Source organism: Paenibacillus monticola, assembly GCF_009664975.1.
Classification (GTDB): Bacteria; Bacillota; Bacilli; order Paenibacillales; family Paenibacillaceae; genus Paenibacillus_AQ; species Paenibacillus_AQ monticola.
Genome location: NZ_WJXB01000014.1, coordinates 106,378 through 120,813, shown reverse-complemented (window position 1 = coordinate 120,813; position 14,436 = coordinate 106,378). Strand labels below are relative to the sequence as shown.

Genomic DNA, 14,436 nt, shown 5'->3' with positions numbered 1-14,436 from the left:
TAATATATTTATTATTCCTTAATTACGTTTACTGCAGGTTGAAGACTTTTCTTAGGCACACCGTCTAGTCCATATTCCCAGTCATAGGCATCAAATATTTTACGGGCTACGGGGGCTGCGCTGTTAGAGCCGAAGCCTCCCTCCGGTATTATAACCGCAACGGCCAGCTTAGGCTTATCACGTGGAGCATATGCAATAAAGACTCCATTGTCACGGAGCTCACGATCCGCCATCTGTTGTGAAGTACCCGTCTTACGGGCAAAATCATACGAAAAATCATCAAAGGCACTGACTTTACTGTTCATGCCTTGTTTAATCTCTTTCCAATAGGATGGGGCAAATGTAACTCTATTCAGCACCTCACGTTGGAACTCTTTCACTACATTGCCTTGCGCATCTGTTATCTTACTAACGAGCTGCGGCTTAATACGTATTCCTTCATTGGCAAGTGTGGAAGCATATTGAGCCAGCTGCAGCGTTGTATATCCAGCTTGTTGGCCAAAGGAGGCATAGACTAGTGCAGCCTGTGAACTGCCTGCAGCCGTTATATCTTTATAGCCAATTATACCTGCTGCTTCCTTAGGCAGACCGCTTTGTGTGGATACACCCAAACCAAAATCCTTCATATACTTGTCCCAGACATCGACACCCTTATCCTGATATTTCAAGTACAGCTGTTTGCCAACCATATCCACCATAAAAACATTAGATGAGTTCTCAATCGCTTTGGCTGGGTCCATGGGGCCATAGACGTGACCGGATGAATTCCTTACAGATGATTTGTCATCTTTTCCGAAATAAGCAATCCCCTTATCCGTGTACGTAGCCGATGTTGTAAAAAATCCCTCATTCAAACCAATCAACACACTTAATGGCTTGATGGTGGAGCCAAGAAACGGCACGGATCGGATATCATGGCCTGAACTGCCGGATTGGATTGAGGTTATTGTACCATTCTGGTAATTATTCATAATTTTGTTCCAGATCTCCGTCGGAAAAGAGTCTGCGATCCATACATTCGTATCATAATCAGGCATACTGGCCATGGTGATAACATTCCCCGTATCGACTTCCATGGCTACGGCATACCCTGTCAAGGCATCTGGGTGGGTCTTCCCTTGAACTGCATTAGTATGCAGCCATTTAATCTGATCGGTAATCGCCTGCTCTGTCTTCAGTTGTATATTCTTGTTAATGGTCATCCAGATGTCGTGGCCCTTTACAGGGGCAACCACCTTCTCTACCTTCTCCACCATGTTCTGTGGAGTAACGGAAACGACCTGATAGCCATTTTCTCCCCGCAGTTCTCTTTGATACTGCAGTTCAAGACCATCGAACCCAACGAATTCATCAACTTTATAGGATAAGCCGGGAGAAGAATTGGTTTTCTTCATAGCACTGCGAATATTCTGATAAATATCTAAATCCTCAGTTGATTTAAAGGGCTTAATAAAACCCACAGTCTGCACGGCTACAGTATTCTTATCGTAATGGCGTAAGCTTTCTTCAACAATAGAAAGACCTGGATATTGATTCTTATGTTCCATGAAATAGGCTACTTCCTGAGAAGTCAAACCTGCCTTTATTCGGCGAGGGATATAACCAAGATATTTCTTGAACTCCAAATCCAGTGATGCTAAAATTTCCTGCCGGGTAAGTTTCGGTGCATTAGGGTCACCATATTCAGAAAAATCAGTTACCAGACTATCTGCCAGTGTATTAGCTTTGATTATAGCTGCCTCGGTAAATGCAACCTTGCCTGTTTCTTTATCGGTAGCCTTCGCTGTATATTCATTAGTTAGCGTAATATAAAGCGATTGAACAGGAGTAGAATAAGCAATCTTCTCTCCTCCGGCAGCGTAAATGATCCCTCGCATAGCAGCAAGTGGAGCATTCTTGGTCTCCCGGTTGGTCTCTACCTCCGTCAGTGTAGGGCCTTCAACGAACTGCAGTCCCGCCAAACGTACAATAATAACGCAAAATATAAAAAATGTACTGAAGAAAAATAGATTAATCCGCAGATCTAGGGTTGTTGTAAGAGTTCTGCCGGGTTGCGAGCCCAATTTACCGAACCTCTTCACAGCTGTTCTCTCCTCGGTTATTCATAGGATGAAACTAGGCTGACAACCACCCTCAGCCTTATCTTTAAATATGTTGATATTGTACCATACATCTTATATCCTCCGCGCCTTTGGTCAGAGCACGCTTTCCGTGATATGTGTGTCAGTAAAATCCTTGGAGTCGAACCAATCACCGCTGCTGGCCCACGTAGAATCAAGTGGAATCCAGGCTTGCCGATCACTAATATAGACTTCATTCCAGGCATGAGGTCCATGTCCTCCTTGACCATCATACCCTTGACCAGTAACTACTCGCACTTGCAGCCCCTGTGAACGGGCCATTACCGCATAGAGACGGGCATAATCGATACAGACACCCAAGCGGGTATCGAATGTGTTCTGAGGGGTCTGCTCATGCCAAATTCTATTCTGCTCATAGTTATCCGCCTTGGCATAATCATAGGCTATTCGCGAGCCTACCCAATCGTATAACAGTCTGGCCTTCTGCTCGTCATCCTTTGCTTGTCCAGCAATATCTGAGGCAGCTCCAACAATATCCGGCGAAATATCATGATCAATGACCTCATATTTCCGGCGAAGGATATCATTCATTTCCGCAGCGACAGCCTTAGTCAGAATCGGCAGCTTGTTCTGCATTGCCTCACCGGCAAAGGGTTCAATTACTGCGGCAGCACTCTGGCTATAGACAGGGGATGACTCCACATAGCGACTAAAATTGCTATCCGGGTTCAGTCCAATGGCAATAAAGAGAGCAATTACAAGTACTAGGCCCCGCACTAAGCCAATCACACATCCTATAACGGCTCCGCCTAAGCGGCTTATCTGCGTAAGCTTTCTATCCGCAAATCTCGCTGTATGCCTTGGGAGACGAAAAGGAAGTAGAAAAGTTAATAGACCCAACAATATACGAATCAAGCTATACGTAAACAACAACAGCAGCAGAAATCGCACTAAAGGTGAGCTTCCCAGCACCGATACTGCAGTATAATAAATTTGTTGCCACTGCTTGAGCTCTGAAACGGGAAGAACAACCCCCAAAGCCCAGTCCCTAACATATGGTGAGAGATACACAGTGGCTGGAATCGCCAATACCAATGCTGCAATAGTAAATAATCCAGTACCCAAAAGCCCAAATAATCTTCCAGTCGAGCGTGAGAATCCTCTGCTCCAACCTTGCAGCAGTGAGAAGACTACAACCAGCAGAAGGGTGATTGAGATGACATTCGCATCACTCAGACTTTCGATCCACCCGTTCAGCATATCAGCCCTCTCCTTTCCTGTTCATGAATTCTCCGCAGTGTTCTAATTGTTTTTAGCTTCTTCAATAAATGTTTTTGTCGTATCTGTAACACTCCATTTCCCAAGACTAACACCGCGGAAAGTAACCTCTACTTTATCCTCGCCAGCCTTGCCCTTCATTTCAATGTTTGGGGTTGTGATCGTAAACGTCCCATCTTCTCCAGAAGTATACTTGGCGTCCTGCGCCTCTTTAAGCATGACTTCCTGTGCTTCACTCTTCAGTGTGCTCACTGTACCATCCGCCACTTTATTCACAGCGTTACCAATTTGATCCATAGTAACCCCACCATAAATGAATAAACCTACAACAATAACAATAACAATCGCCCATTTCAGCACAGTTTTAACCAGATTAATTACCGCAAATAGTATAACAAGCGCAATAACAATCACTAACCAATTCTCTCTTATGAACTGTGACCATACCTCTGGATCCATCAACCCACAACACCCCAATCGCTAATTTCGTCCTACAGGATGATTATTCCCGTAGGCATTATCTCAATATTAATTATTATACATGATAGAACCTCATAATTCATGATTGCGCAGCTGGGTTGGTAGAAGGCTATCTATTGATGTTTTTAAAATAAACGGTATAAGCCCTTCCCGTCCTACGTAAAGTACAAGTAGCTACTTCTCCTGTATTACTGAATACGCAATTCATATAACAGCCCTGTGCCTTTCTTACCTTGCCGGGGCTAGCTTACGGAGGTGTTCCCTGTAAAAACCGCACTGTGGCTGTATCTGTTTCTTTTTCTGGCATTCTTCGATTTACATGCCCAATATCCCATTCTGACCCCCTTTGCTCTCTCTCTTGGCGCGGGCCCTGCTTTTATCGGCTGGATGATGGGCATGTACTCCTTGACTCACCTTCCCGGAAATCTGCTCGCAGGTGTGCTGGTCGATCGCAATGGTAGCCGTCGTTACATTGTCTTCAGCCTGATTACAGCAGGCCTAATTCTGCTGCTGCAGGCTCATGCACAGCTGCCGTGGCATCTGCTGATTTTGCGGGCGGCCAGCGGCTTTGCCTTGGCCTTCCTCTCTCCGGCTTGCATGACGTTGCTTGCTTCACTATCGTCTGATGCCGCAGTTCAGGGCAAATACATGTCCGGCCACGGCATCGTCCATACACTAGCTTCCGTTGTTTCTCCGGCTGCCGGTGCATTTATCGTAGCAGAGGCCGGATTTTCTGTCACTTTCCGAAGTTTAGGCTATCTTCTGATATTCACAGGGGTAATGGCTTACTTCAGTGTACCTAAGCATAGCAAAGTTGCTGCAGCTTCTATAACTCCAATGCCACTGTCGCCAAAGGAGAACTCCATCTCCAATAATCCAATAACTACCTCTGTTCCCGTGTCCAGACGATATTATCTTCTGCCCTTCTTCGTTTCCTGTTCACAAGGAGTGCTCTTCTTCGAGCTTCCTCTGACACAGACCGGGAGCAGAAGTATGGTTTCAACAGGCATACTGCTATCGCTTCTAAGTCTGGGTGCTCTGCTAACGCTCAGCATGTTTTTTCTGAATCGCCTAACGCCAGCTGGAAGAATAGCCGCTGCCCTGCTGGGCATGGCACTCTGTTTCTTCGTGCTCGCCTCATTTCACAGCGTTCCCACAGCAGCTATCCTCTTTCTGCTCGGTGCAGCCAAAGGAGTGTTGTTCCCGGCGATGGCCTCATTGTTTATCAGTCTTGGTGGTCCCAGCCGGATGGGCAGAACCTTCTCGCTGCAGTCGATTGCCATGTCACTTGGTGCTTTTGCGGGACCAGTAGCAGCTGGTCAGTTGCGAACAGTTGTCTCACCGTACTTTATTGCTTTTCTGTTGCTTATGACAGCTCTCTTGCTGCTCCCGCCCAGAAATGCTGGCAAACAATCTGCATTACAGCCCGATTGGAATGGACGGCCCGCCTAAACCTGTAAGAAATAATCACCCGAGCCTCGGGTGATTATTTCTTTTTACGACATTTCCCGGGGAATGAATACATAATGGACGAACCTCTGTTAAAAATGGCGAACCTTAGGTAGAATAAAACAACAAACCTGTACTAAGCCTATTACCTCCGGAGGTGACTGTCCGATAATGTCCATTATAATTATTGTGGAGGGCAAGAATGACCGCAGCAGATTACGGCGGCTGTTAGTGCCGGAAATTGAAATTCTGTGTACCTTTGGCACACTCAATTCACTCAAGCTGGAGTCCTTGCGGCGTAAAGTGGGAGACGGGGAAGTGTACCTGTACATGGACAACGACAGCTCCGGCAAAAAAATCCGTGGTGTTCTGCGAGATGCTTTTCCAGACGCCGGTCATATTTATACTCGCCGGGGATATGCCGGAGTCGAGGGTACACCTGATGAATATAATATCAGCCAACTCGAAAAGGCAGGGCTGGAGGAATTTATTGTCTACCCTGAACCCTTACCCTTCTGAAATAAAAGGAGCCACCCCAAAAAGCCATATTCATGACTTTAGGGTGGCTCCTATTTCATTCATATCATATATTATTTATCCGCAGCTAGTGTTTTCGCAGTATCGGCAAGGAATTCCGGTGTCACATTCTCAGTATCTCCGGCGTCGTACAGTGCTCGAAGGCGATTATCGCGATCCACCAGTCCAATCAGATTGGCATGAGCGAAATTATCCTTATTATTCCCGGCGATTAGCACCTTAAAGGACTTGGCTGCCAAATTCCGAATTTCTTCCTGATCTCCCCGCAAGAAATACCAGCCATTATAATCGGCATGAAATCGATCAGCAAATTCCTTGATAGCTTCACGCGTGTCATTCTCCGGATCAAAGGAAATGGAGACAAACTCCACATCCTTGCCGAAGCTGCCATCCTTGAGGAGCAAATTCTGCGTCTTTGACAACATAAAGGTAGTAATGGGACATACATCAGGACATTCTGTGAAAAAGAAATACACCAGACGTACCTTCCCCTGTGTATCAGCCAGCGTAACCTGCTCTCCGTTCACATTCTCCAGAGAGAAATTCTGCACTTCCCCGATGACCGGCAGTTCTTTCTTGCCAAAGGTTAAAGAATTGGCTGCTAAATAACCGGCCATGATCAAAGCAAGCAGGAGCAGCATCCATGTCCATTTATAACGCTTTAAGGTATTCAATAAATACCCGCTCCCTCCTTAACCATGAATTGTATTCAGCACCAGCACGATTAAACTGATCGTTAAGTAATTAATGGAGAAGAAAAAGCTTTTTTTGGCCCAGACTTCTTCATCCTTCGCTTGGAACCCTCTCAAGTTCAGGATTAACCAGGCAATGGACAAACCAGCAGATATAATGAGGTAAAATATCCCTGCGTAATCATAAGCGTACATTATGAAGGGAATGGGTATCAACAGCAATACGTAAGGAATCATCTGAAACTGTGTGCGTCGCGTTCCCTTAACCACCGGCAGAAGCGGGAAACCAGCAGCTCTGTATTCTTCTTTACGCCGAATCCCAAGCGCCCAAAAATGCGGAGGTTGCCATAGAAACAGCATTGCAAATAACAGCCATGCACCCAAATCAACTCTGCCAGTTACGGCTACGTAACCGATTACAGGAGGCATCGCCCCGGAAATGGCGCCGACCGAAGTGCTCCAGGTTGATGTCCGCTTCAGCCATAGGGTGTATACTACTACATAGACGAACATTCCAACAATGCCGAACAACCCGGCAAGTATTCCAGAAAAGGCAAAGAGTACGAACAAACCTAAAATGCCGAGTCCGATGGCATATAACAGCACTGTTGTTGGTTTCAGCCGTCCTGTAGGCAGTCCGCGGTCACGGGTTCGTTCCATCTTCATATCCAGATCCCGGTCAAAATAGTTATTAAAAACACAAGCCGAGGCCATGACCAGCATTGTACCAATCAGGGTCAGAATTAATCTACCGTATTGAACATCCCAGCCCGAGGCCACCCAGTAACCCGCAAATGCAGCGATCAGGTTGGACCGTATTATACCAGGCTTCGTCACAGTTACAAAATCACGCCAGCTAGCACCTTCAGGGGGCGATTTAGCAGACATGGCTGCGGAATCGGAAGAAGCTTCATATCTGAATTGATTATCCACGTTTAATGATCCTCCTTCTAAGGTACTCTAACGTTTCCGCCGGAGTAAAACGCTCCGCTATTAACTTTATCATAACAAACCGCTTAAGACTTTGACAATCATTGACCATGATGTTCATGAATTCGACAATTTCGTGACATTATTTATTTTGTACTCATTAATAACTGGACAAGAAATTGGGTAATTATTAATAGAGAAATTCCGCACAAAGGAGAACTAACCTATGGATACTGCTACACATTTTGTTATGGGCCTCGGATTGGCTGGACTTTCCTTCGTCGACCCCGCTATTGCCTCAGATCCAGTACTGGCTGGAGCTGTGATGCTCGCCACCATACTTGGCTCGCAGGCCCCTGATGCTGATACTGCGCTTCGCCTTAAAGACAACGCGCTTTATATCCGTAATCACCGAGGGATTACTCACTCCCTGCCGTTTCTGCTATTGTGGCCTGCGTTGATCACGCTTGTTCTGGGACCTATCTTTGGGTTTACGGATTGGCAGGCCCTAAGCCATATAGCGTTATGGAGCTTCATCGGTGTGTCCGTTCATGTGTTTTCAGATCTATTTAACACCTACGGCACCCAAGCGGCCCGTCCGTTCACCGAGAAATGGATTGCCTGGAACATTATCCATATTTTTGATCCGTTTATATTTGGTAGCCATACGGCAGCGATTATCCTCTGGATCAGTGGAATTGTTCCACCAGCACCCTTATTTATTACGCTGTATGTCTGCACCGCGCTTTATTACACCTGGAGAACTGTTGTTCATTCCCGTATTACCCGTAATATCAAAAAGAAGGACATTAAACATGATGCTGGCGACCGTTATTTCGTCATCCCCACCATCTCGCCAAGACGCTGGAATGTAGTCAAAGCCAAAACGGATAAGAGCTATGATGTAGGCCAACTGAACAATGGTCGTCTGGAATGGTTCAAGCATGCGGTATGCTCACAGCATCCGGCTGTTGATCATTCCAAGTCTCATCCCGATATTCAAGCCTTTCTGTATTTCACTTCCTATGCTGTAGCGGAGGTGGAGATACTGCCCTCCGGTTATATTGTACGCTGGGGTGATGTACGTTATTTACACCGCAAGCAATTCCCGTTCGTTGCCGTATTAGTAATGGATAACCAGTATCAGCCCTTGAATACCTATGTGGGCTGGCTCAGCAGCGAGAAGCTGGATGAACGGTTTGCCATTGACCCCGGTTCCATGAAGTTATAGACTGTTTCCACATAAAGTCTTATATTCACACAAAATCCCGGAGCATAAACTGCTCCGGGAGAACTTTATCAATATAAAAGAAAGGTTGTGTAATATGGGTAAGGGACTCTCTCTTTGGTTCGCTTGTTCTTCTATTCTGCTCCTCACCGTAGCCTCGATCATGATCAGCTACAACATCTGGCTGGCGCTTTTGCTTGGTTTCTTATGCGTAATGAATATTGGCTGGGGATTTATGCTCAAAGCTCGTTTGAGACGTCAGCAGGAAGCTAAACAGGAAATCCTTTAACGATAGGGCAGAAAGCCCATTCGTTCTTTAACACCTGTTAGCGTCTCAGCGGCCACGATACGAGCTTTTGCCGCACCTTCGGCCAAGATGTCTGTGATAGTACCCGAACTGCGAATCTCATGATATTTCTCTTGCAGCGGTTCTAGCATGGCTACCACAGCTCCAGCTAAATCCTTCTTGAAGCCACCATACATTTGTCCCTCATAACGGTCCGCTACTTGCTGCAGAGTCATTCCCGCACATTCAGCGTAGATTACCATCAGATTGCTAACCTCTGGTTTAGTGGACGGATCATAACGGACCTCACTACCAGAATCAGTTGTGGCTCGGCTAATTTTTTTGCGGATGACATCCGGCGGGTCCAAAAGTGCAATGAAACTACCCGGATTCGGACTACTTTTGCTCATTTTCTTGGAACCATCATCAAGCGACATGATACGTGCGCCCACTTCTGGGATAAACGGCTCTGGAATGGTGAAGAATTCACCGTACCGATGATTGAAACGTCCAGCCAAATCACGGGTCAACTCCAGATGCTGCTTCTGGTCTTCTCCGACAGGAACAAGATCTGCGTTATAGATAAGAATATCAGCTGCCATCAGCGCTGGATATACGAAGAGCCCTGCGCCCACGGAATCTTTACCTGATGATTTATCCTTAAATTGTGTCATTCGTTCCAACTCACCCATTGAAGTGAGTGTAGTCATTAACCATCCCAACTCTGCATGCTGTGGCACATGCGACTGCATGAACACATTTGCGTGGGCAGGATCTATTCCTGCGGCAATATAAAGCGCAGCTACGGACTCAGACTGCTCACGCAATGCTGCTGGCTCTTGGGCAACGGTAACGGCATGCAGATCAACCACCATGAAATAACAATCATTCTCATGCTGCAATTTCACATAATTCTTGATGGCACCAATGTAGTTTCCAAGCGTGAGCTTCCCACTTGGCTGTATGCCTGATAATACTTTTTTGACCATGATACACCCCTCCATCTTCTAGTTACCATATTTCTGAAAACGCAAAAAAGGCCTTCCCGTCCGCAAGGGACGTGAGACCGTGGTGCCACCCTTATTCGCTGCTTCGTAGTTTACAAACATAAGCAAGCAGCCTTAGACTTCCGTTAACGGGGAAGAACCGTCCGGTCTACTAGGGACACTAACTTTCCCGTTCAAGCACGGCGCTCAGGGGTCCATTCAGCAGGAGGTTACTACCGGTTCACATCACCACCGGCTTTCTGAAAGCACCTCTCCTGTCTACTTATCCCCGTCATCACGTTGACCATCTTCATTAATGCCTTCATCATAGAACTATGCAGGGAAGTTGTCAAATCCCTTAACCATAGGCACATAATCTGCTATGATAAGGTTATTCGTGTTTAATTAGATAACAGTTACGTACAAAGGAGCATATCTCATGAAACAGGTGACCAAAGGGCAGTGGGGCGGCTATGATACCTATATTTTGCATAGCAGCGAACTGGAAGTCACGCTTTTGCCGCGACTAGGAAATAGCGTAATTTCTTTATGGGATCGTAAGGAAGAACGGCAAATTCTGCGACGGCCTGATGAAAGTGACCAAACCTTTTTTATGCAAAAGCCTTATCATTTTGGCATTCCGCTCTTGGTTCCACCCGGACGTATACGCAAAGGGCAATTCAAGTTTGAGGGTATAGACTATCAGTTCGACCAGAATACTGCCGGTGATAATCACATTCATGGTCTGCACCGGACCCAAGCGTGGTGTGTCAGCGATATTGAAGAAGACGAGGAAGGCTGCGCGGTAACGACAGAGTTCCGCACAGTAGATGATGCTCACTGGATGGAGCAATTTCCCATTCCGCTTAAATTCGAAATGACGTATCGGCTTGAAGGAGCCCGGCTAAAACAATCGCTGAAGGTTACCCATTTGGGTGAGCACCGTATTCCTTTTGGAATTGGTTATCATACCTGGTTTATGATTGACGGAGAACCTGAGCGTTGGAAGCTCTCCCTACCTGTAGAAAGTATCTACGAGCTAAATGATGAGTTGCTACCGAGCGGTGAGGTGCTTCCTCTCGGCCAACTGGATTCCCTTAACCAAGGGATGAACCTTCAAGGAACTAACTTTGACACCGCGCTGCGGATTGGAGACCAACAGCCTGTAGAGGCATTGCTACTGCGAGATGACGGATATGGTCTTCGTTATACTGCTGATAAGAATCTCTTCCGCCACTGGGTTGTATATACGAAAGGAACGGCAGAGCAATTTCTATGTATTGAGCCTTATACCTGGCTGCCGGATGCACCTAATATTCCCAAAGATGCTTCTTTCACAGGCTTGCTAACACTTGAACCAGGACAGAGTCTGGAGTTGTCTACTACTCTGGAGATGATTTACCCTGATCGATAACATTATTATTCAGCCCTGTTAATTAACTAATAATTACCATCCTTAAAACCTTCTGAAATGGTGCATGAATTAACCTCCTAACGCTCATACTATCTTCACAACGGGCGAAGGAGGTGACAAACATGGGTCAAGCAGGTCAAAGCCAAGGTCGTAGCAGCCGTTCCAATAACCTGGTCGTTCCTCAAGCAAATGCAGCTCTGCAACAATTGAAATATGAAGCAGCACAAGAGTTGGGTGTAACCATCCCAGCGGACGGGTATTACGGGAACTATACTTCCCGCGAAACCGGTTCTTTAGGAGGATACATCACCAAACGTCTCGTACAACTGGCAGAGCAACAATTGTCCGGTCGTTCGAACTAGTGCAGTCTTATCTTTAGTGGCTTTAACTGGCTAGGCTTTTATCGCCTTATGCCGGACAGCTTTTCAGCCCTCTTACGCTTCTCATTGAAGCGTAAGAGGGCTTTTCCTTTTATAGAGTCAGTTACCTACATTTATATTTGAATGTCTACGTTTATATGCACTATTCTCAACCGTACGATTGATCTGAGCTTTCATTGTGGACATTTCGTGGATATCGGATCAGAAGGTTGGCCATATTGTAATTGGACTCCAGTGTGGCATCCACAACTACCATTCCCTGCATAATTGCGAATTCATAGCTAATCTCACCATGCGTCCAACGCCGTTTATATTTCAGACTTTCTAGTGCCATTAGCCGGAAGGATGACTGTTGTACGGCTGTCAGCCCCTCATTCTCTGCCGTGAATACCCCGCTCCGTCCAGATAGAGGATTGTGTCGAATGCCAAACTTCCCAATAACATTATTTCGTATTTGCACAAATACAGTGCCTGAAGACAATGCTGATAGTTCCTCCTGAAGTTCTTTAAACACTATATCCATCTGTCTTACCAGTGAAAGTTGTTCCGTCTTGAGCATAAGCCTTCCTCCTTAATAATCGTTCTAGCTTGCCTTATATAAGGCTTAGGACTCATTATAGGATACTACTTCTTATCGTTCAACATTATTCAACATAATTGGGTGAATATTCCTACGAATGCGCAATCTTCGTTATTTAATTGTATATAGCTTTCTGAAAATCGAGTTCTTTCGACATTATCCAGCTAAAAAAAGACCCCTTTGTAGGGGCCTTTGCGTGTTCATACAACTTTAAATAATCCACTAAAACTACCCATTAGCTGTCATTTGTCTATTTTCCGACAAATTTCAGGCTAAATGCTTCGTCATCTCCAAAAACTCGGTAATATCAGCCACAATCAACTCTGTTGCTCCCTGCCAGAAATCCGGCTTCTTCAAGTCAACGTCTAAATGCTTGGCCACCAGATCCTCCAGGGTCATTACGCCCGTATCCCGCAGCAAATTATCGTATTTATCGGCAAATGTTGCTCCCTCTTGCAAAGCAAGACGATACAAGCCTGTACTGAACATATATCCAACAGTATAAGGAAAATTGTAGAAGGGTACATCGGTAATATAGAAATGCAGCTTAGAAGCCCAGAAGTGAGGGTGATATTCGGAAAGAACGCCGCAGAAGGCTTCCTTCTGTGCTTCTTCCATCAACGCCGACAATTCCTCAGCGTTCACCAAACCTTCTTTGCGTTTCTCATAGAAGCGGGTTTCGAACAAGAAGCGAGCGTGGATATTCATGAAAAAGGCTACACTATTCTGTATTTTCGCTTCAAGCAATGCCAGCTTTTCTTCATCATTGCCCGCAGCCTTCACTTGGGCATCAGATACAATGACCTCGGCAAAGGTTGATGCGGTCTCAGCTACATTCATGGCGTAGTTCTGATTGAATAACGGCAGATCATCCAATAGATAGGAATGATACGCATGGCCCAGTTCGTGTGCCAATGTCGAGACATTCGATGGCGTACCGCTGTAGGTCATAAATATCCGTGATTCTTTACTCTCTGGGAAGGAGACACAGAATCCACCTGGCCGTTTGCCGGAGCGATCCTCAACTTCAATCCAGTTGTTGTCAAAAGCATGCTCGGCAAATTCCGCCAGCTTCGGGCTAAATTTGCGGAATTGTGTAACGATGTCTTTTGCCGCAGCCTCATAAGGGATCTTAGCAGTGGATTTGCCGATTGGAGCATCGACATCGTTCCAGGCTAGAGATTCCAAGCCGAGCAACTTTGCTTTGCGCTCAAGGTACGCTACGAGTGCCGGCTTGCTGTTGGTAATGACATCCCACATCACATTGAGCGTATCATGCGACATACGGTTTATGTTTAGTGGCTCCTTTAATACATCTTCCCAACCCCGGCCTTTATAAAGCTTCAGGCGGAAGCCGCCTAAGTGATTCAAGGCATCCGCACAATAGTCCGCTGCCCCGCTCCATGCTTCTTCCCACTTGTGGAATATGACTTCACGAACCTTAGGATCGGGATCGTCCAGCTTGTTAAAGGCTTGGCCTGCAGACAGCAGTTTGCTTCCATCCTGATCCTCGAACGGGATCTTTATCGAGCTAACAATCGTCTCGTAATGCTCGCTCCAGCCGTGATATCCATCAACGGCCAGCTCCAGAGCCAGGCTTTCCAGTTCCGGACTCATTTTCTCACGTGCCAAATCCCGGCTTTCACTCAATACAAAGGCAAGTGGGGCAATCTCGGGACGGAGCATCCACGCGGCCCAAACCTCATCTGAAGTTTGCCGCAGCACATTATCGAATTGCGAGCCTATTCCCTCGTAGCCTGCACGCATTCCTGTTACCTTGCCTGAGAGTCGTATTGCTCCCTTATCCTGCTGATTCTGTGCACCAAGGCAGCCAACGAATTCGGAAGCCTGTACAAGACGTCCTGAGCAGCTTTGCAGCAGTTCAATTACTATGTCTAGTCCCTTGGTAGAGAGGAGATCGGTTGGTGATACCGCCTCTTTGACATGCTGACCCAAGGTCTTAATGTCCGCCTCCAGCGTTGCTAAGAAGTCTGCAAATTCCGGTGATGAGGAGCCTCCCGGAAATATAGTCTCCAGCTCCCAAGTTAGTGATAAAGGTTGTTTCATGTGTTCTCACCATTCCTTTACTTTCATTATAGTTTTCTTTGTATTTGG

Annotated in this window: 14 protein-coding genes and 1 other annotated feature; of the genes, 6 read left to right on the top strand and 8 right to left on the bottom strand. The window is 46.2% G+C overall.

The genetic code is table 11. The features are described from left to right. Nucleotides 1-11 precede the first annotated feature (11 nt). The 3 genes from GJB61_RS26325 to GJB61_RS26315 form a co-directional block, all read right to left on the bottom strand. Nucleotides 12-2,081 carry a peptidoglycan D,D-transpeptidase FtsI family protein gene (locus GJB61_RS26325; protein WP_338116139.1) on the bottom strand — a complete coding sequence of 690 codons (2,070 nt, stop codon included), beginning with the start codon at nucleotides 2,079-2,081 and terminating at the stop codon, nucleotides 12-14. A gap of 114 nt (nucleotides 2,082-2,195) precedes the next feature. After that, nucleotides 2,196-3,341 (bottom strand): transglutaminase domain-containing protein, encoded by a 1,146-nt coding sequence (locus GJB61_RS26320; protein ID WP_154122010.1) that lies wholly within the window; start codon nucleotides 3,339-3,341, stop codon nucleotides 2,196-2,198. 42 nt (nucleotides 3,342-3,383) lie between these two features. Then, nucleotides 3,384-3,818 carry a hypothetical protein gene (locus tag GJB61_RS26315; protein WP_154122009.1) on the bottom strand — a complete coding sequence of 145 codons (435 nt, stop codon included), beginning with the start codon at nucleotides 3,816-3,818 and terminating at the stop codon, nucleotides 3,384-3,386. Nucleotides 3,819-4,094: 276 nt separating this feature from the next. Here GJB61_RS26315 and GJB61_RS26310 point away from each other — a divergent pair, with 276 nt between their 5' ends. Both GJB61_RS26310 and GJB61_RS26305 read left to right on the top strand, forming a co-directional pair. Beyond that, on the top strand, nucleotides 4,095-5,291 hold the full coding sequence (locus GJB61_RS26310; protein ID WP_338116138.1) for an MFS transporter: 1,197 nt from the start codon (nucleotides 4,095-4,097) through the stop codon (nucleotides 5,289-5,291). 168 nt (nucleotides 5,292-5,459) lie between these two features. Continuing rightward, entirely contained in the window at nucleotides 5,460-5,807 is a 348-nt protein-coding gene (locus tag GJB61_RS26305) for a DNA primase (RefSeq protein ID WP_154122008.1), read from the top strand. Nucleotides 5,808-5,878: 71 nt separating this feature from the next. Here the strand turns inward: GJB61_RS26305 and GJB61_RS26300 are convergent, their stop codons facing one another. Beyond that, nucleotides 5,879-6,499 carry an SCO family protein gene (locus GJB61_RS26300; protein WP_154122007.1) on the bottom strand — a complete coding sequence of 207 codons (621 nt, stop codon included), beginning with the start codon at nucleotides 6,497-6,499 and terminating at the stop codon, nucleotides 5,879-5,881. An 18-nt stretch (nucleotides 6,500-6,517) separates the two neighbouring features. After that, nucleotides 6,518-7,450, bottom strand: a complete 933-nt coding sequence (gene cyoE, locus GJB61_RS26295; RefSeq protein WP_338116137.1) for a heme o synthase — start codon at nucleotides 7,448-7,450, stop codon at nucleotides 6,518-6,520. Between the two features lie 223 nt (nucleotides 7,451-7,673). Between cyoE and GJB61_RS26290 the strand changes: the two genes are divergently transcribed. Together GJB61_RS26290 and GJB61_RS26285 are read left to right on the top strand one after the other, a co-directional pair. Beyond that, complete coding sequence (locus tag GJB61_RS26290; protein WP_154122006.1) at nucleotides 7,674-8,678, top strand: metal-dependent hydrolase; 1,005 nt, start codon at nucleotides 7,674-7,676, stop codon at nucleotides 8,676-8,678. 94 nt (nucleotides 8,679-8,772) lie between these two features. Further along, on the top strand, nucleotides 8,773-8,964 hold the full coding sequence (locus GJB61_RS26285; protein WP_154122005.1) for a hypothetical protein: 192 nt from the start codon (nucleotides 8,773-8,775) through the stop codon (nucleotides 8,962-8,964). Here the strand turns inward: GJB61_RS26285 and trpS are convergent. Beyond that, nucleotides 8,961-9,950, bottom strand: coding sequence for a tryptophan--tRNA ligase (gene trpS / locus GJB61_RS26280; protein WP_154122004.1), 990 nt, complete (start codon nucleotides 9,948-9,950; stop codon nucleotides 8,961-8,963). The two genes, GJB61_RS26285 and trpS, sit on opposite strands and share 4 nt — an antisense overlap. A 62-nt stretch (nucleotides 9,951-10,012) precedes the next feature. Beyond that, nucleotides 10,013-10,252, bottom strand: a binding site (T-box leader). Nucleotides 10,253-10,386: 134 nt separating this feature from the next. Here trpS and GJB61_RS26275 point away from each other — a divergent pair. Together GJB61_RS26275 and GJB61_RS26270 are read left to right on the top strand one after the other, a co-directional pair. Beyond that, nucleotides 10,387-11,361, top strand: coding sequence for an aldose 1-epimerase (locus tag GJB61_RS26275; protein WP_154122003.1), 975 nt, complete (start codon nucleotides 10,387-10,389; stop codon nucleotides 11,359-11,361). Between the two features lie 122 nt (nucleotides 11,362-11,483). Beyond that, nucleotides 11,484-11,723, top strand: a complete 240-nt coding sequence (locus GJB61_RS26270) for an alpha/beta-type small acid-soluble spore protein (RefSeq protein WP_154122002.1) — start codon at nucleotides 11,484-11,486, stop codon at nucleotides 11,721-11,723. Between the two features lie 166 nt (nucleotides 11,724-11,889). On the opposite strand, the gene GJB61_RS26265 is transcribed toward GJB61_RS26270, so the two are convergent. Then, on the bottom strand, nucleotides 11,890-12,300 hold the full coding sequence (locus GJB61_RS26265) for an O-methyltransferase (RefSeq protein ID WP_154122001.1): 411 nt from the start codon (nucleotides 12,298-12,300) through the stop codon (nucleotides 11,890-11,892). A 288-nt stretch (nucleotides 12,301-12,588) separates the two neighbouring features. After that, entirely contained in the window at nucleotides 12,589-14,388 is a 1,800-nt protein-coding gene (locus GJB61_RS26260) for a M3 family oligoendopeptidase (protein ID WP_154122000.1), read from the bottom strand. Nucleotides 14,389-14,436 lie beyond the last annotated feature (48 nt).

Bases quoted from the DNA above. Each gene is read 5' to 3' on its own strand.
- GJB61_RS26320 (WP_154122010.1), bottom strand. From the start codon at position 3,341: ATGCTGAACGGGTGGATCGAAAGTCTGAGTGATGCGAATGTCATCTCA.
- GJB61_RS26315 (WP_154122009.1), bottom strand. From the start codon at position 3,818: ATGGATCCAGAGGTATGGTCACAGTTCATAAGAGAGAATTGGTTAGTG.
- GJB61_RS26305 (WP_154122008.1), top strand. From the start codon at position 5,460: ATGTCCATTATAATTATTGTGGAGGGCAAGAATGACCGCAGCAGATTA.
- GJB61_RS26290 (WP_154122006.1), top strand. From the start codon at position 7,674: ATGGATACTGCTACACATTTTGTTATGGGCCTCGGATTGGCTGGACTT.
- GJB61_RS26285 (WP_154122005.1), top strand. From the start codon at position 8,773: ATGGGTAAGGGACTCTCTCTTTGGTTCGCTTGTTCTTCTATTCTGCTC.
- trpS (WP_154122004.1), bottom strand. From the start codon at position 9,950: ATGGTCAAAAAAGTATTATCAGGCATACAGCCAAGTGGGAAGCTCACG.
- GJB61_RS26275 (WP_154122003.1), top strand. From the start codon at position 10,387: ATGAAACAGGTGACCAAAGGGCAGTGGGGCGGCTATGATACCTATATT.
- GJB61_RS26270 (WP_154122002.1), top strand. From the start codon at position 11,484: ATGGGTCAAGCAGGTCAAAGCCAAGGTCGTAGCAGCCGTTCCAATAAC.
- GJB61_RS26265 (WP_154122001.1), bottom strand. From the start codon at position 12,300: ATGCTCAAGACGGAACAACTTTCACTGGTAAGACAGATGGATATAGTG.
- GJB61_RS26260 (WP_154122000.1), bottom strand. From the start codon at position 14,388: ATGAAACAACCTTTATCACTAACTTGGGAGCTGGAGACTATATTTCCG.